The organism is Henriciella mobilis (assembly GCF_003576285.1).
Lineage (GTDB): Bacteria > Pseudomonadota > Alphaproteobacteria > Caulobacterales > Hyphomonadaceae > Henriciella > Henriciella mobilis.
The window spans coordinates 498,682-522,645 of record NZ_QWFX01000013.1 but is presented as its reverse complement, the minus strand read 5'-3'; the positions used below and the strand labels follow the sequence as shown (position 1 = coordinate 522,645).

Sequence of the window (23,964 nt, the reverse complement as noted above, 5' to 3'; positions counted from 1 at the left end):
CCCCTGCTTGTCCCAGGAAAGGCGATCCTGGCAATCGCGCGCCAAGGCGGGCAGGCTGGTTCAGTGCGAACGGGCGATGCTCGAATCGACAGGCCGGCAGTCATTTGCGTGACGCAGGCGGCTGGCTCCTTCAACAGCGCTCGTCCGGCTGCGCCCGGCAAGGCCAGGCATGCGGGCTGGCCTTGGCTCGACCCATCGTTGCGCCGACTGCTTGCCGGCCAGTTTCGCAAGCGCTTGCCAGTCCAGAACCTTGAACCGGTCCGGTTTGGGCAGGTCAATCACGCCGAGGTCTTTCATACGATGCAACATCCGGCTGACGGTTTCGAAGGTCAGCCCGAGATAGTCTGCAATGTCGCTGCGGCTCATGCGGATCACGATGTAGGCGCCAGGCGCGCGAGCGGGTGATTTCTCGTACAGAAAGCAGAGGAAGGACGCCGTGCGTTCGAGCGCCGATTTGCAGCCGAGCAGGATGGCCTGTTCCTGCGCCGCAAGGAGGCTTTCGGTGAGGTAGCTGAAAATCGCGCGACGGAAGTCGGCATCGCGCTGAAGGGCCTGTTCGAAGGAGGTGCGTTCATAGACCTCGACCGATACCTCTGTAATGGCCTCAGCGTAATGACGATATGTACGGCCAAGGTCGAGGGCGAGAAAGTCGCCCTGAGTCGCAAAGGAATAAATCTGGCGGCGACCATCGGGGAGCAGGCGGTAGACGATGACAACGCCTGACGTGACGCGAAAAACCGAGTGGGCCGGGTCGCCGTCGAGATAGAGTGACTGATGGGGTCTGTATCGGACCTCGTGCTCGCTTTTAATGTCGCTGGCAAGTCTGCGGGACGTAAGCTCCATCATATGCACGTCTTTCTCTCCGAACGAATTCGTTCCTCCCACCTCGCGAGAAATGTGCGCACTTGCAGCCAATTGGTTAATTCGGAAAACTACCTAACCGTATCTTGCGGTCTCCGGCCGGCCGCACCGTGACCCGAACACAGGCCCGAATCCGGCACATCCTGGATTCCTGTGGTGGACCCGGCGGTCTTTGCGAACAGAAATATTCGTTTCAGGTCGCGAACATGCTTTGATCGGCGTCAACTCGGGCACGATGTGGGTTCGATACAAAAGAGCCTGGACCCGTGATGCCGATCAGGAAGAGGACACCGCATGAAACTGCCCAACAAGACAATCGTTGCGCTCGCCGACGGCGGCCGGCAATTGCTTCTCGTCAATCAGGGCGACGAGCAGATCATTGACTTGCGCCATGTCGATCATGACGAGCTGGATAATCCGCCGGCGCGGGAGCAGGGACGTTCGAAGCCGGGTCAGTTTCAGGCAAGCGGCCATGCTGGCGGCGGGCCCGAGGGGCCTGACAAGCATGAACGTGCAGAACGCCGTTTTGCCGAAAGGATGGTCGAAAAGCTGTCGAGCCTTGCGGCCAGCGGGACGTTGAAAAACCTCGTCATTGCGGCGGATCCAAAGACGCTCGGCGAGATGAGGGGCTGTTATACAGATCCGGTAAGAGCGGCTCTCAAACATGAGATTCCAAAGGATCTGACAAAATTGCCCATAAAGGATATCGAGCAGGCCATAACAGCCTGGACCGCCGACTAAGACGGGGCGCGCCCGTTTATTCTCCGCCCACGCAGGATGCGAGATAATCCAGGGTCTCCTGCGTACGGAAAACCTGCGCATCATCCGCCCCCGCTGGCGCGGGACCCAGCTTGATGTCGATATATGCCTCGAAACGCGTCGCGGGCGATGGGTCGTCAACAACCGCTTCCGCGTCGGGGTATAAGACAAACTGGGAGAAATCTGCCGGAGAATAATGACAGACGGTGGTTTGCAGACGGCTTTCGATGAACGTCGACGGCTCGGTGTTGCGGAGCACGGTGAATGTATCGGCCTGATGCTCATGGGCCACTTCGGCTGCCCTGTAGAGGAGATAGTCCTCAACGGTCTTGTAGGACGTTACCGCATTGCCTTCGAAGCTTATCCGGTAAATGCCTTCCCCTAGGCTTGTTTCGCTATACCCGGCGCCGGACTCTCTGGCTTGATAGGGGGTTGGCTCTATTGTCTGACATGCTGCGACCGCAAGCGAAGCTGCCAGTGCAAGACTTTTGGGCAGATGTACGAGATTGGTCCGACGCATTGACACTTTTCCTGCTCTCTTTGGAATACACATAGGCGGCCCCACCCGGCCTGCGGAACGCATTCGAATGTGCCTGATTGCCATCATGCGGCTTTGATCTTGATCAAGGCGCGGTGACCGGCTCGCCGTAACCTTCAGCCATCAGAAGTCTTCTCCGAAAGGATGACCGCTATGAGTGAGGCTCTTCCCGTTTTCGCGCAAACGCAGACTGAGACGTATGAGTTCATCGACCGTGTGGCCGAGGAACTTCAGCTGAATGACCGTCATCATGGCTACGCGGCACTGCGGGCGGTCCTGCATGCGCTTCGCGATCGTTTGCCGCCGGCTGCGGCTGTGCATCTGAGCGCGCAGATGCCGATGCTGCTTCGGGGTATATTCTTCGAAAGCTGGAAATTTTCGGAGTCGCCGACAAAGGAACGAAGCGCCGACGATTTCGTGGGCCGTGTGGATGACCGGTTGCCGCATGGCTATCCCCTCGATCCCTGGCCAACCACGCGGGGCGTCCTCGCTGTGTTGTGGGAGCGAATGGATCCCGGCGAAATCGATAATGTCATCGCGACTTTGCCCGAGGCGATCAAGCGCCTCTGGCCGCAGAAGTACGTGGCTGGCCTCTGAGAGGATTGGAAAAGCAGACGCAATGACACAGAGACCTTTCGACCTGACAATCGATCCGGCCGTGGCTTACCGGATCGCGGAACTCGCACGAGAGTTTACGGCCGAGGATTACGGCCCGCAGCCTGATGATGATGACCGCGAAAGTGATCCGGTCCAATACGACGAGGCGGAGCTCGACGAGGATGCGAATGCAGGGCCAGTCGACCCGGTTCATGCCGAGCTAACAGGCGTGATCGAAGCGCTTGATATTGACGAGTTGCGTGACCTGCTCGCACTGATCTGGCTCGGCCGGGGCGATTTCGATGGCCGTTGGGACGCCGCCCGGCGACAGGCGCGCGAAACCGAAAGCCTCCACCTCATTTCCTATCTCGAACAGACCCCGCTGGCGGACGAGTATCTAAGCCAGGCGCTCGACCAGTTGGGCTATCCAGCTGAGGAATACGGCCAGCAATAGCGGCGGAGTGGCGAACGCCGTCCGGATCACCGCCGGCGGGATGGCGGACGGGTCCTTGGTTCAGGGGCATATTCGACGCTCTGGCCCATCCGCGTCGGCTGGGGATACATCGTCATCAGGTCGAGAACCGATGAGGGCATATCCAGGGAGATGTTGAGACCGAGGGCGGAGGCTTCCTCAGCCGAAATCGGATAGTCATGCGTCCAGTGCCCGCTGCTGAGCGCGTCAACCAGGGCGGATCGCTTGCCCGGATCGACATCGGGAGACAGAAGCGCTTCTACCGTTTTGCGCAGCTGATCGAGTGCCTTGCGGGCGACATCGGCCTGGATCAGCGTTTCATCGTCGATTTCGGCAACCGGCTTTCGGGCAACCACGTCGAGGATGGACACGGCCGGGTACTGGTTGATCTGCGGATCGACGGGCCCGAGCACCGAATGCGGCGACATGACGATTTCGTCCGCCGCCAGGGCGATCAGCGTTCCACCGGACATGGCCATATGGGGAATGTAGACGGTGACCTTGGCGGGATGTGCGCGGATCGCCCTTGCAATCTGGGTCGAAGCGAGGACCAGCCCGCCCGGTGTATGGAGGATCAGGTCGATCGGGACATTGTTCCCCGTCATCTGGATGGCCCGAAGGACGGCTTCGGAATCCTGCATGTCGATGTAGCGCATGACCGGAAATCCCAGCAGCCGCATGGTTTCCTGCCGGTGGATGAGCGCGATTGCCCGGGAACCATTGGCCCGTTCGATCTGCGATAACTTCCCGCGCCGGGACCATTCCATGACGCGAGTGCTTATGATCGGCTGGAGCGCGAAGACGAGAAATAGGATCCATATCAGGTCAGTCATGTCGTTGCGTTTTCTCTCCGGTTTAGCCCATCGCCGTCACTGTATTCAGTTGTCGCCCGGAAGCCATGCCTTCAATAGCGCAGCAAAGCGCCGAAATTTCGGTTCCGGTCACCTCGCTTATTTTCATTGCGGCGCAGGCCGGATTTGACATTGCGCAAGGCGCCCGCTTCGCAGCTGCGCCAATGTCCAGCGGCAATCAGGCCGAGGAGGACCAGTTTCATGCGTATTGCACTTCTGACCGCACTTGTTTCCGCTACGCTGCTTGCCGCCTGCCAGACGGCAACACCCTACGGGCCAATGGACGGACAGTATGGCTACAGCGACCAGCAGATCGAGAGCGATCGCTATCAGGTCGCGTTCCGGGGCAACAGCGCCACGCCGAGGGAAACTGTAGAGGCTTTCCTGCTTTATCGGGCCGCTGAGCTCACCGTGGCGAATGGTGCCGACTATTTCATGGTCGTCGAGCGCGCGACCGATACGAGCTCAACCTGGCGCGCCGCCGGCCATACACCCGCAGTATACGGATACTATCCCTATGCGCGCCACCGCTTCCCATACTATTCCTATGGCTATCCTTGGGCATACGATGCCACGGACCGTGAAAGCCGCCGCTACGAGGCACATGCCTATATAAAGCTATTTAGCGGCGATAAGCCGGAAGATGGCGCAAACGTTTATGATGCGCGTGAAGTGTTGGCTAATCTCGAGCCGATGATCCTGAGTTCGCAGGCCAGCAGCGGCTAGAAAACCGGCCCGCTTGTTGGCGTCGTTGGCCTCTGTCTGCTAAGTCTGCCGGCAGGGGACAACATGTATCTGATTGCGCAGGTCATACATTTCGTGATCCAGCCCTGGCACCTTTGCCTTGGTCTGGTCGGGCTCGGGCTCGCCATGCTGGCCCTCGATTACCGCCGGCTGGCCAAATACAGCTTCTGGGCGTCCGGGGGGCTTGTGGCCCTTATCTCCCTCACCCCTTTTGCAGACTGGCTAGCCTGGTCGCTCGAGGACCGCATAGAGCCGGCCGCATATGACATCGATGAGATCCAGGGCGCCATCGTCCTCGGTGGTTCGACCGGCTCGGGAGAACTGACGGATTTGCGCGGCGTCTACCTTCTCACCGGCTCGGGTGAGCGGCTGGCGGCCATTCCTTCCCTGCGTCGCCATCGCCCGGACCTGCCAATCATCGTCACGGGCAATCCCGATGAGGCGAGGATTACACGCGCTTTCCTCGCCGATGTCGGCGTCGATCCGGAGACGATTATCTTTGAGGACGAGTCGCGAAACACGCATGAAAATGCGATGTTTTCAGCCGACATGCTGCCGGATCCGGCCGGCCAGTATCTTCTCATTACCTCGGCGCGTCACATGCCTCGTTCGGTCGGAACGTTCCGGCAGGCCGGCGTGGACGTTATTCCGTACCCGGTCGATTACAGGGCCTTGCCACCATCCTGGGCGGTGAGCCGCATGAATCCGACCACACGGTTCGAACTGCTGGATGACGTCGTCGATGAGTGGGTCGGCCTCGTTTCCTACCGACTGCTCGGGCGGACGGACGCGCTCTATCCCGACGATTGACACTGTCCCTGCATCACCTGAGGTCCTGCGTTCCGGAGGTGCCGGCGCGGTCGGGGGGTGGGGCGTCGGAAATGGCTTCATAGACCGGGTCGAACCAGCCGATCCTGTCAATCCGCCGGCCGAAGAATCGGGCCCCCACGAGGGTATGATGGCCATAATCGTAGAAGAACTTGTTCAGCTTCTCATCCATCGAGTAGCAGGTCGCCCGTTCGAGGGCGCACGCATAGCCCATCCTGTCGAGCTGGATCAGCCGTGGGAACTGCACCGACAGATCGTCCAGCAGGCGGACTGAGGGTTTGGAGCGCCGCTCGCGGCTGAGCGCATCAAGGTCTTCATAATATCGCTCGTCGGCCTCGTCACGGATGGTGTCGCCATCCTCGATACCAGCGCGCGTCTGTTCGATGACAGCGATATCCGCAAGGGTGAGCGTGCCGCCAAGGTGCTCATCGAAAGAAACGATATTGCGCAGTATGGCGACGATCTTCCCGTCTGCCTCGAAGCGCTCAAGGACTGTCTCGAGATGTTTCAGGTCCTGCCAGTTGTTCTTCGATGCCAGGATGATGACGTCGGCATTTACATAATTAGGTGACCCGAAGAAGGTCTCGTCGATATGGCCGGTCTGAACGCCATATCGGGCCAGTTGGAACACCTTGCTGACCTCGCTGAACGACAGGACATTGTAGAGATCTTTCGAGAAGGAGTTGCCAACAAGCAGAAGCCTTGGCCGCTCATCATCGAGATCGAACCAGAGCGTCCTGTCAAATGGATTGTTGTCGACGCGATAGTGCGGGTCGCCGCTTAGGTCCCGCAGGGGGTCCCAGGTCGCCTCCTGCAAGGTCCGGTTGTCAGGATTATAGTCCAGCAGCTCCACATGATAGGTCGTGGCATCGGGTTGCAGCAACTTGCCATTTGTGGCCATGCCGACAATGCCAAGGGACATGCAGGCCGCTATGCCTGCCGCCGACGCCCCGAAAACCTGGCCGCGCGAATAGAGCGCTCGGTTGCGGAAAGGTGTCTCGACATATTTCCAGCTGAGATAGGCGAGAATGAAAGTCAGGATGGCGAGCGAGGCCATCACGAACATGGATGGCCCCTCAATGGCGAACTGATAGCGCGCGAAGACGAGCAGAGGCTGATGCCACAGATACGCGCTGTAGGAAATCAGGCCGATCCCTACCAGAACCTTCAGGCTCAGCAGTGCCTTGACCCATGTGCCTGGCCTGGCGAACAGGATCACCAGCGCGGTGCCGAGGGTTGGCGCGACGGTATAGAGGCTCGGATATGGCGTGTCGGCGCTATAGGCGAACACCGAGAATACAATCAGCGCAAAGCCTGCAAGGCTCGCGCCCTGGCTGACCATGCGGGACGGCGTCCAGCTGGAATACATGAGCTGGAACGCCACGAGAGAGCCGATGGCCAGCTCCCAGGCACGGGTGGGCAGCAGGTAGAAGGTTGCGACCGGCTTTGCCGATGAGCCCCACTGGGCCAGGCCGAGGCTCATCACCAGCGCGACAACGAGAACGATAATCGTCTTGCGCGTGCCGAAGGGCTTCATGAACATCAGGAAGAGCGGGAAGAGGATGTAGTACTGCTCTTCAATGGCGAGCGTCCATGTGTGCAGGAGGGGCTTAAGCTCCGTCGCGGTGTCGAAATAGCCGCTCTCCTGCCAGAAGAAGATGTTGGATGAGAAGAGCGAGACCGAGAAGATGCTCTGTAGAAACTCTTCCATGGCGCGGTGCGGCAGCCATATCCAGGCGAGCGGCAGGGCAACCAGGATAACGAGAAAGAGCGCAGGCAGGATTCGCCTGGCGCGCCGTTCGTAGAACTGGACAAGGCTGAAACGATCCTCATCAAGTTCGGTCTTTATGATGGTGGTGATCAGGTATCCGCTGATGACAAAGAAGATGTCGACGCCGACAAAGCCGCCTTTCAGCACGTCGAACCCGGCATGGTAAAACACGACCGGGATCACGGCGATGGCGCGAAGTCCGTCGATTTCCGCTCTATATTTCATGGTTCTAGCCGGGAATCCCACCGGAGCAGACGCCAGGGCACGCCGGCCGGGGCCTTATAGCGGCCGAATTCCGCGCGATGCCGGCTCTGGCCGCGGCGCCGCCTGTGATTGAAGGTCTTGCGTTCCACATTGCTGTCCCCTTGTGGATCAATAACAATCAGCACGGGCGCCCTGAGGCCGCCTGCACGTTTTCTGTTGATTGTCCCCACCCAAGCACTGCGCTCACATCATATTTGTATTCCGTTTCCCATCGGTGAGAATGCCATTGTCATCTGGTTCGCCGGCCCCTTGGTGAGACCGTCAATCTATCCGTTCCTTGCCTGGAGTTTTCTGCGCCCCAGCAGGCGAAGCGTGATGTTCCGGCCCGTGCGCAGGACCGGATAGATCAGGGCAGACCGCATCCGGGACTTGAAGACCCAGCTATTGAACCGGCTGAACAGACCCTTTGGCGCGCTGAGAAGGGCGAGCATGTGGACGCAGTCGTCACCATGGTAAAGCCGGTCTGACACTTTCAGCACCATGCCCTCATCAAGGTCGAGGCCTTCGGCCAATGCCTCCTTCAGCTCCGGTCCTCCATTCCGCGCATCGATCAGCCGGAGCGGGCCGGCCGTCTCACGGATCCGCAGGAGCTGGACATACCGGCTGCAGAACGGGCATTCACCGTCGTAGAGCAGCCAGTTATCGAGCTTTGGGGGAAGGCCCGGTTTGCCGTCCGCGCTGTTATCGTTCAGTGCAGGCAATAGGACACCTCGCCTTTGAATACGGGACGGAAATAGGCGAGCTTGGCCAAGACGACCGGCGGGCGGACATCAAGGTCCGCATCCACATTGTCGTCTGCACCGCGCCTGAACTCACGCAACTCGCCATTGCGCCGATAGGTGATCTGAAGGTCATTTGGGCCTTCAAGGCTGCTCACCGCGCGGCGGAACTCGAAGTATGGGATGTAGACTTCGAATTCCTCACCCACAAAGCCATAGCGCGCCGGATGGGTCTTGAGATCGAGTATGTCCGGTGAGTTCGAATCGACGATTTCGACTAGGTCGTCCTGAAAGTCGAAAAGTGCCACCTTTGGCATGAAGAGGTGGTTGTTCACCCCGCCTTCGGTCCGCATGTTGCTGTACATCGCGACATTGGATTCAGTCTTGAAGCCGATATAGGGCGAGGCGGAATTGGCAATCGCCAGGACAAAGAAGACCCAGAGTATGCCCGGCCTCGTCGTCCACATCGGCGTTGCGCCCGTGCCGGAAAAGAGGCCATGGTGAAAGTGCTCGCGCATGACGGCGACCATCAGGACCGCTGACAGGGCGCTGGTCCAGAGCAGCCAAATCCAGCTCGGTTTCAGTACCACGACGCTGGCCAGAAGCAGGCCGTTCGCTGCGGCAAACAGCAATGTGCCCGGTATGGCCGGCACGACGCGTTGCCTCATCTCTTCCAGACGCGCCACCAGTTCCTGCGCAACGCCTTTCAGCGCGGGCATGGCGACCAGGACATAGAGCGAGATCATGAATGACGAGAACGGCCAGTGCCCCATCAGGCCCAGCAGGATGTGGAATGGCACGCCGAAATAGAAGGCGGCCAGCCGCGTGCGCCGGAAGGCGAGCATGACGGGCAGGGCGGCTTCGGCGACGATGAAGAACCAGAAGAAGAACTCCACGCTGAACAGGGATAAAGGCCCGGAAATCAGAGGCCGGTTAGCCTGCGCTTCCTCGATCATGCCTGACAGGCAGCTGACATCGAGATCGAAGAAGCCTGCGTTCAGTTTCGAGATGATGATCGAGAAATACATGAAGGCAAAGATCGCCCCGCAGACGGGGGCAAACTTCACGAACCAGGCCTCTGCCGTCTGCCGGCTGAATTGCGACGGTGACGTCATGTATCGCAATGCCATCAAGCCAAAAGCGACAAGCATGGTCAGCGACACAAAGGTATCGACGAACACGTGGTTAACCACAAATGGCCACTGCGACACGAAATAGGTGACGCTGGCGATCACCATCGGCACGAACAGGAAGAGCCGTCCCGGAAAGACGAAGACAGCAATGGACAGGGCCGCGAAAATGTAGCCGAGGATGTTTCCCTGGCTTGCCCAGTCCTTGAAAAAGACCAGTTGCACCAGGCTCTGCGCCGCCCAGGCATACGAGAATATTGTCAGGGAGTCGGGCACAGCTGATCGCGCCCGGTCACTCGGGATAGTTGCTTGTCCGCTCACGATGTCCCCCAACGTTAGCGATGATTGTCCCCGAACGCGCAAGGCGCACGCTCCGCCTCAGTCTCTGGATTATTGTAAACCATGTCAATACTCGGTGAAGGTGAATATCGAAGGACGTGATGCCGGTCTTGCGCAGTATAATTTCCGCGATGACCGGGCATTTTGGACTGAGAATTGGCATTCTGGAAAATCATCAGGTGGATGCGGCCGTGCGAATACTGGGATAAAGGGGATCCGGTGCATTTTCCCGAAAGGAACACGAATCCAGAGACTCTTGCCACGCCCGGCATGTGGCCAATTTGCGTCACTGATCGATCAAATTCGGATGGGAGAACACCTCCCTCAGAAAGCTATTGTGCATAGCGATTAAAAAGCTATACTCCATAGCGTTCAGGCTGGCCGGCTACGAGAGAATGGCCCGGCAGTTGAGCGTGGAGGAATGACTGGCGGGATGGCGAACAACGCTGGCTGCGCGCCTTTTGGTTCGTGAGCATGGTTGTAATTCAGTTCCAGCCAGTCGGGCCTCCTCGATAAACAAAAGGGAGGAATTCATGTTTATTGGAAAATCACTTGCGCGCACCTTGCTGGGCGCAACCGTCCTCAGTTCTGCGCTCGCCGGCCACGCCTTCGCCCAGGATGAAGGCGGCGAGGCGGAGGCGTCCGAACAACGCACCCTGAAATCTGTCCAGGTGACGGCCCGCCGGCGCAGCGAGAGCCTTCAGGATGTTCCTGTATCGGTCAGTGTGGCCGATGCAGAAGACCTTGAACGCCAGGGCATTTCGGCCACGACTGACCTGACACAGATCGTGCCGAACCTTCAATTTGCCACTTACGGAACGCTGACGGGCAACAATTCGGCAGCGCAGGTCTTCATCCGTGGTATCGGCCAGACCGATGCGACGCCCGGGGTCGATCCCGGGGTCGGTGTCTATATCGACGAAGTCTACATGGGGCGGTCGGTTGGCGGCGCGATGGATTTTCGCGATATCGCCACAACGCAGGTCCTTCGCGGGCCGCAGGGCACACTATTTGGCCGCAACACGATCGGCGGCGCTGTCTTGTTGACCACAAACCGTCCAGGAGCCGGCAACACGATCCGCGTTGGTGTCGGTGAGGATAATCTCTTCGAGGGGTTTGCCGCGGTAGATCTTCTCGATCTGGATACGGTAGGCGTAAGGGCGTCGCTGGGCGCGCGGTCGCGCGACGGCTATGTCACGCGGGCTGTGGATGGCGCCGATCTTGGCGATGAGAACAGCTGGACAGGTCAGGTGTCGCTCGAATGGGATCCGACTTCGTCCCTGAACGTCCTCGTGCGCGGCGACTACGCCAAGGAGGACGAAAACGGCTCGCCCTTTGTCTTCCTCGACATCAATGAAACCGCGGCCTTCCCGATGATTGCCAGCGCGTTTGCCGGATGTCCCGGATCGTCTTTCCCTCCGCCGACGCCGGTCCCGAACGTCGACGACCCGCGCTGCGCGAATGACTTTCAGGACAGGGGTCCGTTCGTGAATGGCGGCACAGGGCGCATATTCTCGACGCTTGAGAATAGTGGACTGTCTGCGGTCGTTACCTGGGACGTCAATGAACAGTGGACGCTGAAGTCGATTTCTTCGGGACGGAAGCTCGAATGGGCTGGGGCCCGTGATGCCGACAATACCCCGCTGCTCATTTTGTACACGAACTATTCGTCGGAAAGCGACCAGTTCTCGCAGGAGCTTCAGGCGCAATATACCGGAGACCGCCTGAATGGTGTGGTCGGCGCCTACTATTTCGATGAAACCAGCAAGGACCGTGTCATTGTCCAGCTGGGCACACCGGGGACATCCTACGATACCAACCGCGTCGAACTGACCACGGAAGCCGTGGCCCTGTTCACGGAGTGGACGTATGACCTTACCGAGGCGCTGAGCGTCACCGGCGGTCTTCGCTACACCGAAGAAGAAAAGGGCATTCAGGGCGCCTGGTTCAATGTTGCTGGCGTTGGTACGCCAGAACCGTCGATCCCGACGGACCTTTGCCCGGTTGTCGGCGCGCCTGTTGCTGGATGCCTGTTCGTGGCCCGCACGCCTTTCACCGAGGATTTCAGCTCGGTCACCGGCTCGGCCAACGTTGCTTATCGTTTCAACGAGGGCCTGATGGCCTACGCATCGTTCTCGCAGGGTTTCAAGTCGGGCGGGTTCAACCAGCGTTACAATGCGCTGCTGAATACCGATGGCAGCCCGCTGGCCTTCGATGAGGAAACCGCGCAGTCCTTCGAGGTCGGTTTCAAGTCAAACCCGGCGCCGTCGGTCAGGCTGAACGGTGCCATCTTCTCGAATGCCTATGACGATATCCAGCTGACTTACCGCGTTGGTCCGGCGCCGCTCCTGTTCAATGCGGGGGAGGCGACCATCAATGGCGCGGAACTCGAACTCTATTATGCGCCGACGGATGCGCTGATCGTCGACGCCAGCATCGGCTACCTGGATGCTGAGATGGACACGGTTCGCACGGTGCCCGACCTCGGTGCACAGACGCCAACTGCGACAACACAGGCGGGCGACCGTCTTCCGCGGGCGCCAGAGACCGAATTTCATATCGGCGCATCATACGTGTTCGACATCGGATCGCGCTTCGAACTGACGCCGCGTCTTGATGTGAGCTACCGGGACTCGATCTTCTTCGATGCCGGCAATGATATTGGCGAGGACTCCGTGACCCTGCTGACGGGTTCGCTCACGCTGGCAGATGTCATGAATGACTGGCGCATCAGTCTGCGCGGGGACAATCTCACCGATGAATTGTACCTTCTGTCGGGAACGACGTCCGCGTCCACGGCGACCGGCTATTCGGAGGGCATCTACGCCCGGCCGCGCACCTTCAGCCTTGTCTTCACCAAGGACTTCTAGGCGCTCATATCCTGCGCGGGAAAAAGCCCCTCCCGGATAGATGGCCGGGAGGGGCCTTTTTTATCTGGCGGCGCTCTCTAGTCGTCCGCCGGTGCCTCGTCATAGACGAGCCGGAACCCGATATGGTTGGTGCCGAGGCCTGTTTCCTGTGGGTGACGCGCGGCCGGACGATAACGATGGCAGTAATTGTCTGCGCACAGAAAACTGCCACCCTTCAGCACCCTCGACGGCACACCTGGATTGGCGGGGTCGAAGCTGCGGTTGCGTGGAATGCCCTTCGGATTCTCGGTCCCCGTGTCATGGACAGGCGCATACCAGTCGGCTGTCCATTCCCATACATTGCCGAGCATGTCGTAAAGCCCGTTGCCGTTTGGCTGGAAACAACCCACGGGGGCGACGCCCTCAAAGCCGTCACCAGACGTATTGGCGATTGGAAAGATACCTTGCCAGGTGTTCGCATTCTTGGGGGCGGGTTGGGCCTCGAAGGTAGCCTGCGCCTTGCCACCGAGCGCGGCATACTCCCACTCCGCTTCAGTGGGCAGCCGGCCACCTTTCCATGCCGCATAGGCGGCTGCGTCGTCGAATGCGATCTGGGTGACGGGCGCCTCATCGTTCGCTGCGGGCGCGTCAGGCCCCTGTGGATACCGCCAGGTAGCGCCCGGTACATATGTCCACCAGCTGAGGCCGCGTGAGATGCTGGCGACGTCGGGCGTAAACACCGCACCGCCGGGTTTGAATAGGTCTGCCAGCTCCGGATTGGCTTCAAGATCAATGCTTGGGTAGTCGGCCGGATCAAGCGCCTGTTCTGCGAGTGTTACATAGCCGGTCGCTTCGACGAAGGCGCGAAACTGGCCGACCGTGACCTCGGTCGGGTCGATCCAGAAACCCGATACCCGCACCGTCCGGGCAGGGCCCTCTTCGCGATAGGTCTGATTGCTCCCCATCACAAATTCACCCGGCTCTATCTGCACAGGTGTGCGTCCAGGGTGGCAAACAGGCGCGGCGAGTGCGGCCCCGCCGAACCAGACACAGGCGAGACAAAGCGCGCCCAGCACTGAGCCTTTCGGGCGATGTTTCCGGTCACTTCTTGGCTGTTCGCTCATGGCCGGCTCGTCCTCATTTGACGTGAACGGGTGTCTGTGTGTTCGTTCTGCGGGGCTTCCGGTTTTACTGTGCGGCCTAAGGCCATGGCAGGCAATGCGCGCGGTGTATGCAGCGGCTGTAGAAAAAGCGTCACACGCCGGGGCTATGACGGCGCGCGTTTCGTCACAAACCGCTGGAGGCTTTCATGAAACGCGCGCTTTGCCTGTTTGCAACCGCTGTCATCGCTGCCTGCAGTGCGGGTGAAACGTCTGCTCCGACTCTGCCACATACTCCGGTTGAAGTCTTTCCCGGCCAGGCGCCTCCGACGCCCTTTACCCGCGCCTACGGGCTGACGGAATCGCCAGATGGGTCGGTGCGTGTCTTTGCGCGCGAGCAGAACGACCTCACAAATCTGTACGAGCTTCGCCGCCAGCCGGATGGCAGCTGGAGCGAGCCGCAGGAACTCGATTTCCCGCGCCGCAACAAGCTCACCAACCCATCCTTCAGCTTTGCCGACGGGATGCTTTACTACGCGTCGGATGTCGACATTCTCGAACGGGGCCAGCGCGACGCGAATATCTGGCGGGTGGCGCTGACAGAAGAGGGGTGGGGCACACCCGAGCACCTGCCGGCGTCGATCAATACCGGCGCCGACGAATTGAACCCGGCCATGGACCGGGCCGGACGGCTCTATTTCACCTCGAATGGCTATGACAGCATTGGGGGGCACGACATCTTCGAAGCGGCCCTCGACGCCGAAACGGGTGAGTGGCAGGTCACCGCCATGCCGGATGGGATCAACAGTGCCAAGGCGGAAGCCCATCTTGCTGTCACTCCGAATGGCAACCGGCTCTTCTTCTACAGCCATCGCAATCCCAAACTCGGCGTCGTCGATATCTGGACGATCGCACGCGGCGAAGATGGCCAGTGGGGCAAACCCGAGAATCTCGGGGCACCCGTCAATACGCCTGGAATCGACTTCGGCCCTGGAATGTCTGGTGACGGACAAATCCTGTTCTTCTCCCGAGACGGCGTGCTTATGGAAGTCGCCCTCGACTCGGCGCTTGAAGGTGTGGGCACGCTGGAGCCGGACAGCTGAGCAGGCCGCGGCTCCTGAAGGCCGATCAGGTTACATTCTTCGCAACCGCTGCAATTGATTGAGCGTGTGGTATTTCCGCAGCATGCCTCTTAGTGCCCGGAAAACGTGCAAAAAAATAGTTATTTGGAGTTGCCGGAAGTGAGACTGTCAGTATACGCATATCGCGACTGCATGTCTTCCTGTGGCGAAAACGCTCGAAGTAACGTGCGTTGTTATACTGCCGCCAATACTGCGTGTGTCACGCGCTCGTCGTAAAAGCTAAACAAAACTGACATCGAATAGTTTTGTGAATGTTTTATGATGTCGCAATAGTGTTAATGAGCTGTGCAATAGCCCTGCCGAGTTCGGCACATCCCCGATGATGCCGCTCGTCAGATGGATCGAAAAGCCTAAGGGGGCTCCCATGAAAACGGCTAAAAGCCTACGTCTCATTTTCCTTGCCAGCGCCGCGGTTCTCGCAATCGCCGGTTGTTCTGATACGGACATTTCCTCCCCCGGCGCAGCAGCGCCGCCGACTTCCCCTCCACCGCCGCCTCCGCCGCCCCCGCCGCCTGCCGCGTCCACCATTGACCTGGTGCCAACTGCGGGCTGCCCGACCGGCACGAGCGAGACCACTTTCGCTGCGATCGCGTCGGAAGGCTTCTCCAGCATCGACGTCTGCGCAATCGGTGATGCCGGTGCGACGACGACGACGATCACCAGCGACCTGACCATCCCCGCGAACACCACGGTTGCCGTACGCGGCGCGGTGTTTATCGGTGAAGATGGTGGCACATCCGCCACGCTGACCCTCGAAGAAGGCGCCGTTCTTTATGGCGCGGCCGCTGCCGGGACCGGTGACGGCTCTGATGACTATGTCGTCATCAGCCGCGGGTCGCAGCTTGTCGTTAACGGCACCGAGACCAACCCGGTCCGGATGACGGCGCGCGCAGCCATCAACGACGAGAACACCAGCTCCTCAATCATCGAGGCCGGCACGAACGCCCAGTGGGGCGGTCTGATCATCAACGGCTTCGCGCCGATCAACGCCTGTATCGACGCGACGGCCGCTGGCGGCTCGGCCGGTTGTGAAAAATCCGGCGAAGGCGCCTCCGGCCTCTTCGGCGGCGACGATCCGACCGATTCTTCCGGTTCCATCGACTATCTGATCGTCGAGTATGCAGGCGCACGCCTGACAAATGAAGACGAACTCAACGGCATCGCCTTCCAGGGTGTCGGTTCCGGGACGTCTGTCAGCCACGTCCAGGTCCACAACAACCTCGACGACGGTATCGAATGGTTCGGCGGCACGGTCAGTGCGCAATACGTCGTCATCACTGGCGCGGGCGACGATTCGCTTGACTGGACCGACGGCTGGCAGGGCTCGCTGCAATACGCTGTCGTCAATTCGACGGTTCCGTCCTCTGGCGATCCGCGCGGCATCGAAGCTGATAACCGCGACGGCGATAACTCCAAGACGCCGATCTCGAGCCCGAACCTCTCGAACTTCACGCTGATCGGTTCGGCCGGCAACCAGCAGGGCATCCTGCTGCGCCGCGGCACCCGCGGCAATGTCGTCAACGGCATCGTGGCCGGTGGCTACACGCCGGGTCTCGATATCGACAACAGCTTCACCTACGAGAACCTCGCCAATGGCGACCTCGTGGTTGGCTCGCTGTTCATCGACGCGGACGCAACGCTCGCATCCGACACAGACGACACCACGGATTTCGATCCGGCCACGGCAGGTGTCCAGACGCTGGCGACCTATGCTGCTGCCAACAATATCGTCGGCGGCAACAACTCGCTTTCGGATCGCTACTTCCCGGGCGTCGAGGAGCTGGGTGTACCGGTCTTCGCGACCGCTGGTATCGGAAACCTCGTCGCAACGAGCTTCATCGGCGCGTTCAGCGACACCGAAACCGAAGCCAACAACTGGGCGAACTTCGCACTGCCGGGAACGCTCTTCCCGCCAGCTGACTGCCCGGTCGGCACGACCGAGAACGGTACGCTGGACGGCAAGCGTCTCTGCCAGATCCCGGGCGGTGCGCTGACCAGCGACATGACGCTCGCCAATGGCGATGAGCTGATCTACGCGCTGAACGGTACGGTCGTCGTCGGCGCGGACCTTGGTCCCGACCCGGCATCGCCGCTGGCCGGTGGCAACTCCGTCACGCTGACCATCGATCCGGGTGTCACCGTGGTTGCCGAAGGCAATGACGATTACCTGATCGTTGCTCGCGGCTCGCAACTCGTTGCAAACGGCACGGCAAGCGCGCCAGTCGTCTTCACGGCGAAGGGTGTCGTCGATGGTTCGGTCACCGCAACCGACAGCCTGAAAGGCGTCTGGGGCGGCCTGGTCATCAATGGCCGTGCGCCGATCAATGCCTGTATCGACGCGTCCGCCACGGGCGGCACGGTCGGCTGTGAAAAGTCGGGCGAGGGCGCCTCTGGCCTCTTCGGCGGTGCGACCGCTGACGACAATAGCGGCCGTCTTCGCTACACCCGCGTCCAGTATGCCGGCGTCCGCCTTACCAATGAGGACGAGCTTAACGGCATCGCCTTCCAAGGCGTCGGTTCGGGCACGGATGTCAGCTATGTGCAGGTTGCCAACAACCTGGACGATGGCATCGAGTGGTTCGGCGGCACGGTCTCGGCCAGCAACATTGTCGTAACCGGCGTCGGCGACGACTCGATCGACTGGACGGATGGCTGGCAGGGCTCGCTGCAATATGCGATCGCCTATCCGGGCGTCGCTGGAACCGATGGCGGCATGTCTGGCGACCCCCGCGGCATCGAGGCCGATAACCGCGATGGTGCCAACGACAAGACGCCGTTCTCGGCGCCTGACCTGTCGAACATCACGCTCATCAACTCCGGCGATCCGGCAACCCAGCAGGGCGTCCTGCTGCGCCGCGGCACGCAGGGCACGCTGGCGAACAGCATTGTTGCTGACTGGTCCACCGGTCTCGACGTCGACAGCGCGCAGACCTTCACGAACTTCACCAATGGTGACCTCGTGATCGCTTCGCTCTTCCTCGACAACAGCGCCAACTTCGCCACCGATGGCGACAATCCGGCGGATGCGAGCCTCGGTGTTCCGGCCTTTGTGGCGGGCGACAACATCGTCACCGGCACGAAGTCGCTGTCGGGCTTCAGCTTCGTCAGTGGTGCGACCGGGGTTGTTCCGGGCACAGCCGAGGCTGGTGTTCCGGTCTACGACGTGACCGGTATCGGCAACCTGGTTCCGACAACCTATGTCGGCGCCGTCGAAGACGCGAATGACGACTGGTTCCTCGGCTGGACGGTCGACCTCTCAGGCAATGCTACGAGCAACTAAAACCTGTTGAATAACCGGGGCAGAGCGGTCCGGAAACGGTCGCTCTGCCTCATCGCATTCTCGGATATCTCACAGAGGAGGAAACTCCTCTCCTCCCAGGGGGAACCTATGTTGAAACCTTCCACCTACTTCCGTCTGGCGCTGCTGACAGGTGCTTCACTTGTCTGCATGTCCAGCCTGGCCGTTAGCCAGGAAACCGAAGAGTCGCAGGAAGAACTGCGCCAGCAGAGCGTCGTTGTTCGCGGCCAGTTCATTCCGGACGAAAAGCGCTCGACCTCTGAGGTCTCAAGCCTCATCGACGCGAGCGACTTCCAGGTCTCCGGCGACACCGATGCCGCTGCGGCTCTTGCGCGCGTGGCGGGTATCTCGACCGCCGACAATCGTTTCGTCTATGTCCGCGGCCTCAATGAGCGCTATTCCAGCGCGACGCTGAACGGATCGCCACTGCCGAGCCCCGAGCCGCTGCGCCGGGTCGCCCCGCTCGATCTCTTCCCGACCTCTGTCCTGCGCAGCATCCTCGTGCAGAAGACCTTCTCGCCCAACCTTCCGGGCGAATTCGGCGGCGGTCTGGTCGACATCCGTACCAAGACCGTGCCTGACGAAGCCTTCTTCGAAATGTCAGCCTCCGTCAGCGGCAATACGCAGACGACCTTCCAGGATGGCCTGCTCTATGACGGTGGCGATCTCGATTTCCTCGGCTTCTCCGACAATACCCGCACCATGCCGGACATTCCGGAGACGGGTGTGGACGCCAACTTCGCGCGTTCACTGACCAACAATTCCGGCCTCCTGATCATCCAGGAAGGCATCGTGCCGGCTAATATCGGCCTCAGTGCGACGGGCGGCCAGCGCTATGACATCAATCAGGACATTTCGATGGGCCTGCTGGGGGCTGTGTCCTATTCCAATGACTGGACCACGAAAGAGGGCACGCGCGGTTTTGCCGACAATAATGGCGATGGCCTGTCCGCCCGGTTCGAGAACGAGCTCTACTCGACCGAGAACTCCGTCGGCCTGAATGGCTTTGCAACGGTGGGTTTCGACCTGTTCGACAATCACGAAATCCGCGGCACGGCGCTGATCGCCCGCTCCAGCGACAAGAGAGCACGGACCGTCCAGGGCATCGACTTTGACGACAACTTCGAGCGCGATGACAATATTGAATGGTTCGAGCGCCAGCTGTGGACGACCCAGATTTCTGGCGAGCACTTCTTCCCGTCGCTGATGGACCTGAAGGTCGAGTGGCGAGCGTCCTATTCAGAAGCCCTTCGGGATGCACCCTACCAGTTCTCGATCCTCTACCAGGACTCCGGTAATGGCCTGCAGACGCTCGCGAACTCAGCCGATACGACCTTCACCTTCAGCCGGATCGATGATGATTCCACCGATCTCGGCATCGACCTCGAGCTGCCGCTCGAACGGGGCAGTGACTGCTATCTCTTCTGCGAAACGGACCTGAAAGCCGGTTACGCCTATGTCGAGAATGACCGGTCTGCGACCTCGCGTATCTTCGCGATCGAAGGCGTCCCGGTCTCCAGCACACGGATCGACTATCTGTTCGCCAACCTGTTTGCGACCGACCAGCTCGGCGCAAGTTCGATTGGCGGCGCCACCTTCCCGGAAAAATATATCGCCACGCTCGAAGTCGACGCGCTCTATGCCGGCTTCGACACCCAGATCACGCCATTCCTGCGCGGTGCGATCGGTGCGCGGTATGAGCGGGCGATCGAGGCGGTCGACACCATGTCGATCGGCGCAGATCCGGCCCTCAATTATGTCGAAGCTTGCGTCGACCGTGAGCCGGATGGCAGCTGCGACTATGAGTACGATATCCTGCCGGCGGCGACGATCACCTGGAACCCGTTCGATGACCTTCAGGTGCGTGGTGGCTATTCCGAAACCGTGACCCGCCCACAATTCCGCGAGCTGGCGCCGACGGAATTCCTCAACACCGAGACGGACGTGAATTTCCTCGGCAACCCGTTCCTGATCAATGCGTCGATCAAGAACTATGACGTGCGGGCCGAGTACTATTTCGGCCGCGACCAGTTCATCACGTTCGGCCTGTTCTACAAGGACATGGAGCGCCCGATCGAGGAGATCAACCAGCGCACCGGCGATACGCCGAAGACGACCTTCATCAACGTGCCGAGCGCCGAATTGTATGGTCTCGAGGTGGAGTATGAGCAGATCCTGCCGCTGTTCGATGTGCTCGGCCTCGACTTCTTCCGCGATCGGGACCTGACGGTGAAGGCAAACTATACCTGGTCCGACTCCGAAGTGACGGCCGGACGTAGCCCGTCAGATCTCGGCCTCACGACAGCGCAGTTCTGTGCTCAGTATGCTGACGAGTGTGTCGTTACGAACCAGACGCCGCTCAATCCGGAACCGTTCCTGCTGCCGGCTGCCGGCCTCATCGAAGGGGGGCGCCGCCTGCAGGGCCAATCGGAGCACCTGTTCAATCTTCAGCTTGTCTACACGGACGAGATGAAGGGGACGGAGGCCAACCTTCTCGTAAACTATGCGAGCGAGCGGATCCGTTCGGGTGAAGCGCTTGCACTGAATATCCCCGCCATCCTTGAAGAGCCGCCGATTTCGCTCGATTTCGTGCTCAACCAGGCCTTCGAACTGGCCGGGGGCGATTATGAGTTCAGCTTCAAGGTACAGAACCTGCTTGGCGACGAGTACGAAGCCTACCAGGTACGCGGCGGCGACCGGGTGGACGTGGATGTCTATGACATTGGCACATCCATCTCGTTCGGCCTGAAGCGCCGCTTTTAGGATGGCCTGTAGCGGGCGGTCGCGGGATCGCCTGTTCTGGCCTAGTATGTAGCGTTGAGGGCGGGGTGACCCGCCCTCGTTCATTCTGTCCCGTCAGAGGGCATGAGGATAAAGATGAGGGTGATGGACCCAAGGCTCGTCGAAACCGCCAGGACCGGCGCAATGCTGGTGCTGCTGGTTCTGCTTGCCTGGTTGGTAGCCCGGATCGCCTGGCTGCTGATTGCGCCCACAGATGCCGTATCGACGCTGACGCCGCGCGCCCTGCCAACGCCGGTCTCGCAAGTCAGCGGGCAGGCCGTGCGCGCCGATCTCAGCCTTCTCATGAAGGACAACCCGTTTTCCGCCAGCGAAAGCGCGGCGCCTGCGATCGAGGACGCGCCGGAAACCGACCTTAATCTGAAGCTGGTCGCCCTGTTCATGTCGAGCGGGGAGGACGGGATCTCGTCTGCCACAATTACAACCCCGGACAACAAAACGACCCGTTATGAGCCCGGTGATGAAGTCCTGCCGGGCGTGGTGCTGGAACGTGTCCTGGCCGACCGGGCAATCATTTCGCGCGATGGCCGCGATGAGACGATCATGCGCAGCGGCCGCGATGCGGGCCTTAGCGTGATTGAGGACCGCGACGACCTTCGCACGGAAGGCGGCATTGTCGAAGCGGCAAGCCCTCCAGTGTTCGCCCCAGGCGTGTCTGCGCGCACGCTGCTGGCAGGTCTCGAAATTACGCCTGAGGTCGAGAATGGCGAGGTTCGCGCCTTCGTCGTCGGGCCTCAGGGAAACAGTCGTCTGATGGGCGCAGCTGGTCTGGCGCCCGGCGACCGCCTGGTCAGCGTCAATGGAAACGGGGTGGCGAGGATTGATGTCGCCAGTCTCGCGGACGAACTCGCCAGCGGCGGTGTCGCCAGAGTCGGTCTGGTTCGTGCAGGTACGTCCCGGTCGATTGATATTCGCTTCGAGGAGGAGTGATACAGCTCATGAAGAAAATCGTGATCGCGCTCTCGGCGCTTGCGCTGGCCGGACAGGCCGCCCAGGCAGAAATGCAGTCGCCTCAATCGGCGCGCCATGTACTCAGCCTCGACAATGTTGAGATCACGTCGCTCATCGACGATGTCTCGATCATCACGGGCTACACCTTCATCCTGCACCCGGATGTCGCGCGCACCCGTGTGACGGTGCTTTCACAGGCGCCTATGACGACCGACGAGGTCTTCCAGGTCTTCCTGTCGACTCTTCGCGTTCACGGCTTTGCAGCGATCCCGGCCGGCAAGGGCGTTTATCGCGTTGTGCCTGAACAGCTGGCCGTGGGCGAAGCGGGAGTCGCGAATGCCGGGCCGAACACCTTCATCACGCAGGTCTTCAGCCTTGAGACGTTCGGGGCGGTCGAAGCTGCGCAGATGGTAAAGCCACTGGTGGATGCGCAGGGGCAGGTTGTCGCGAATGCGCGCTCCAATTCGCTCGTTGTTGTCGACTATGCCTCGAACATGCCGCGTATCCGCGACGTCATCCAGACGCTCGATCAGGATGACCGTACCGATGTGCGCACACTGGCATTGAAGAGCGTGCCATCGCGCGAGATGGCGCAGCTGCTGACCGACCTGCTGGGTACGCGAAACGGAAACCCGGTGGACAATTTTGAAGTGACGTCGTCCCCAACCAGCAATTCGGTTGTCATCCGCGGCGATGGTGCGCTTGTCGAGCGTGCCCTGAGTGTTGCCTCCGAACTCGATCGTGCCGAGCCGACGCGGGATAATCTGCGGGTCATCCAGCTCAACAATTCCAAGGCGGAGGAGATCGTCCCCATCCTGGAGAAACTGGCTGCGACAATGGCCGACCAGCAGGGACCGGCGGACACAGGCACACCGCGGGCGACGATTGCGCACCATCCGGAAACGAACTCGCTCATCATCAGCGCGACGCCTGATACGCTGATGTCGATGGAGCGTGTCGTCGAAGCCCTGGACAAGCGCCGGGCCCAGGTCCTTGTCGAGGCCATCATCGTGGAGATGTCCGACGATACGGCGCGCGAACTTGGTGTGCAGTTTCTGCTGTCCGGCACCGGCGATTCAACCACGCCGTTTGCGACGACGAACTTCTCGCGGTCTGCGCCGAACCTGCTGGCACTTGCGGGCGCTCTGATCACGGACGGAGACCTGCCGGGCGGTTCGAACGGTAGTCCGTTCACGGATGCGGCGCTGAGTTCGCTGCTCGGCGTTAACGGCGCGCTGCTCGGTGTGGGCGGTCAGAGCGGCGATACGCTGTTCGGCGCCGTCATTACTGCCGTGGAGCAGGACACGAATTCCCGCGTTCTTTCCAAGCCATTCAACATGACACTGGACAATGGCACGTCATCGCTGCTCGTTGGCCAGAATGTCCCGCTGACGTCCGGCGAAGTGCTGGGCTCGGCCAATACCAATCCGTTCCGAACCGTGCAGCGCGAGGAAGTCGGCGTCAAACTGGAAGTGACCCCGCGCATTTCGTCCGATAATACGATCCGGCTGGATATCTTCCAGGAAGTGTCGAGCGTCTTCGGCGCGGTGGGCAATACGTCGCCGGACCTTATTCTGAGCACGCGGAACATCTCGACCAGCGTCCTGGCCGACGACGGTGAAATCATCGTGCTGGGCGGCCTGATCGAGCAGACGGAATCGACGCAGAATTCGAAGGTGCCGATCCTTGGTGACATCCCTGTAGCCGGTAATCTGTTCAAATCGGAAGGAAAGGGCGGCACACGGACAAATCTGATGGTATTTATCAAGCCGACAATCGTCCGGGATCGTGAGGATGCGTCGCGCGTAACGGCGCGCAGCTACAATTACATTCGCGCACAGGAGATCATGCGCGGAGAGGATGTCGATGTTTCGATCGACGAGTTTCTCGGCGAAGTCCTGGGTGCGCCCGTGCTGGATGAGGAGTAAGCTGGTAGGCTGACGTGCCTTCGG

At 60.3% G+C, this 23,964-nt stretch carries 19 protein-coding genes; 11 read left to right on the top strand and 8 right to left on the bottom strand.

Annotation, left to right across the window (positions count from 1 at the left end):
- Positions 1 to 60 precede the first annotated feature (60 nt).
- On the bottom strand, positions 61 to 846 hold the full coding sequence (locus D1223_RS12985; protein WP_119376842.1) for a helix-turn-helix domain-containing protein: 786 nt from the start codon (positions 844 to 846) through the stop codon (positions 61 to 63).
- A gap of 309 nt (positions 847 to 1,155) precedes the next feature.
- Here D1223_RS12985 and D1223_RS12980 point away from each other — a divergent pair, with 309 nt between their 5' ends.
- Positions 1,156 to 1,602 carry a baeRF12 domain-containing protein gene (locus D1223_RS12980; RefSeq protein WP_119376841.1) on the top strand — a complete coding sequence of 149 codons (447 nt, stop codon included), beginning with the start codon at positions 1,156 to 1,158 and terminating at the stop codon, positions 1,600 to 1,602.
- 16 nt (positions 1,603 to 1,618) lie between these two features.
- Here D1223_RS12980 and D1223_RS12975 read toward each other — a convergent pair whose 3' ends face one another.
- A complete protein-coding gene (locus D1223_RS12975) occupies positions 1,619 to 2,140 on the bottom strand; it encodes a CC0125/CC1285 family lipoprotein (protein ID WP_119376840.1) in 522 nt (173 codons plus the stop codon).
- Positions 2,141 to 2,311: 171 nt separating this feature from the next.
- Between D1223_RS12975 and D1223_RS12970 the strand changes: the two genes are divergently transcribed.
- Both D1223_RS12970 and D1223_RS12965 read left to right on the top strand, forming a co-directional pair.
- Positions 2,312 to 2,755, top strand: a complete 444-nt coding sequence (locus D1223_RS12970) for a DUF2267 domain-containing protein (RefSeq protein ID WP_158588478.1) — start codon at positions 2,312 to 2,314, stop codon at positions 2,753 to 2,755.
- A gap of 22 nt (positions 2,756 to 2,777) precedes the next feature.
- Positions 2,778 to 3,209, top strand: a complete 432-nt coding sequence (locus D1223_RS12965; RefSeq protein WP_158588477.1) for a DUF3775 domain-containing protein — start codon at positions 2,778 to 2,780, stop codon at positions 3,207 to 3,209.
- Between the two features lie 26 nt (positions 3,210 to 3,235).
- Here D1223_RS12965 and D1223_RS12960 read toward each other — a convergent pair whose 3' ends face one another.
- Entirely contained in the window at positions 3,236 to 4,060 is an 825-nt protein-coding gene (locus D1223_RS12960) for an SDH family Clp fold serine proteinase (protein WP_119376837.1), read from the bottom strand.
- A 71-nt stretch (positions 4,061 to 4,131) separates the two neighbouring features.
- Complete coding sequence (locus tag D1223_RS18850; RefSeq protein WP_158588476.1) at positions 4,132 to 4,281, bottom strand: hypothetical protein; 150 nt, start codon at positions 4,279 to 4,281, stop codon at positions 4,132 to 4,134.
- Here D1223_RS18850 and D1223_RS12955 point away from each other — a divergent pair.
- A complete protein-coding gene (locus tag D1223_RS12955) occupies positions 4,280 to 4,804 on the top strand; it encodes a CC0125/CC1285 family lipoprotein (protein WP_119376836.1) in 525 nt (174 codons plus the stop codon). The genes D1223_RS18850 and D1223_RS12955 overlap by 2 nt on opposite strands.
- A 63-nt stretch (positions 4,805 to 4,867) precedes the next feature.
- Positions 4,868 to 5,632 (top strand): YdcF family protein, encoded by a 765-nt coding sequence (locus D1223_RS12950; protein ID WP_119376835.1) that lies wholly within the window; start codon positions 4,868 to 4,870, stop codon positions 5,630 to 5,632.
- Between the two features lie 13 nt (positions 5,633 to 5,645).
- Here D1223_RS12950 and D1223_RS12945 read toward each other — a convergent pair whose 3' ends face one another.
- From D1223_RS12945 to D1223_RS12935, 3 genes are all read right to left on the bottom strand, one after another.
- The gene (locus D1223_RS12945; RefSeq protein ID WP_119376834.1) at positions 5,646 to 7,646 is read right to left on the bottom strand and encodes an acyltransferase family protein; all 2,001 of its coding nucleotides are present in this window, start codon (positions 7,644 to 7,646) and stop codon (positions 5,646 to 5,648) included.
- A 305-nt stretch (positions 7,647 to 7,951) separates the two neighbouring features.
- Positions 7,952 to 8,386 carry a DCC1-like thiol-disulfide oxidoreductase family protein gene (locus D1223_RS12940; protein ID WP_233353158.1) on the bottom strand — a complete coding sequence of 145 codons (435 nt, stop codon included), beginning with the start codon at positions 8,384 to 8,386 and terminating at the stop codon, positions 7,952 to 7,954.
- Positions 8,374 to 9,855, bottom strand: coding sequence for a hypothetical protein (locus D1223_RS12935; protein ID WP_147372810.1), 1,482 nt, complete (start codon positions 9,853 to 9,855; stop codon positions 8,374 to 8,376). The genes D1223_RS12940 and D1223_RS12935 overlap by 13 nt, the downstream gene beginning before the upstream one ends.
- Positions 9,856 to 10,406: 551 nt before the next feature.
- Between D1223_RS12935 and D1223_RS12930 the strand changes: the two genes are divergently transcribed.
- The gene (locus D1223_RS12930; RefSeq protein ID WP_119376832.1) at positions 10,407 to 12,743 is read left to right on the top strand and encodes a TonB-dependent receptor; all 2,337 of its coding nucleotides are present in this window, start codon (positions 10,407 to 10,409) and stop codon (positions 12,741 to 12,743) included.
- A 77-nt stretch (positions 12,744 to 12,820) separates the two neighbouring features.
- Here the strand turns inward: D1223_RS12930 and D1223_RS12925 are convergent, their stop codons facing one another.
- Positions 12,821 to 13,846, bottom strand: coding sequence for an SUMF1/EgtB/PvdO family nonheme iron enzyme (locus tag D1223_RS12925; RefSeq protein ID WP_119376831.1), 1,026 nt, complete (start codon positions 13,844 to 13,846; stop codon positions 12,821 to 12,823).
- Between the two features lie 185 nt (positions 13,847 to 14,031).
- On the opposite strand from D1223_RS12925, the gene D1223_RS12920 reads away from it, so the two are divergent.
- The 5 genes from D1223_RS12920 to gspD all read left to right on the top strand — a co-directional run bounded on the left by D1223_RS12920 (position 14,032) and on the right by gspD (position 23,940).
- Positions 14,032 to 14,925, top strand: coding sequence for a TolB family protein (locus tag D1223_RS12920; protein ID WP_119376830.1), 894 nt, complete (start codon positions 14,032 to 14,034; stop codon positions 14,923 to 14,925).
- Positions 14,926 to 15,328: 403 nt separating this feature from the next.
- The gene (locus D1223_RS12915; RefSeq protein WP_119376829.1) at positions 15,329 to 18,244 is read left to right on the top strand and encodes a beta strand repeat-containing protein; all 2,916 of its coding nucleotides are present in this window, start codon (positions 15,329 to 15,331) and stop codon (positions 18,242 to 18,244) included.
- Positions 18,245 to 18,352: 108 nt separating this feature from the next.
- Complete coding sequence (locus D1223_RS12910) at positions 18,353 to 21,025, top strand: TonB-dependent receptor domain-containing protein (protein WP_119376828.1); 2,673 nt, start codon at positions 18,353 to 18,355, stop codon at positions 21,023 to 21,025.
- Between the two features lie 114 nt (positions 21,026 to 21,139).
- Positions 21,140 to 21,991, top strand: coding sequence for a type II secretion system protein N (locus D1223_RS12905; RefSeq protein ID WP_158588475.1), 852 nt, complete (start codon positions 21,140 to 21,142; stop codon positions 21,989 to 21,991).
- Positions 21,992 to 21,999: 8 nt separating this feature from the next.
- On the top strand, positions 22,000 to 23,940 hold the full coding sequence (gspD, locus tag D1223_RS12900) for a type II secretion system secretin GspD (protein WP_119376826.1): 1,941 nt from the start codon (positions 22,000 to 22,002) through the stop codon (positions 23,938 to 23,940).
- Positions 23,941 to 23,964: the final 24 nt, after the last annotated feature.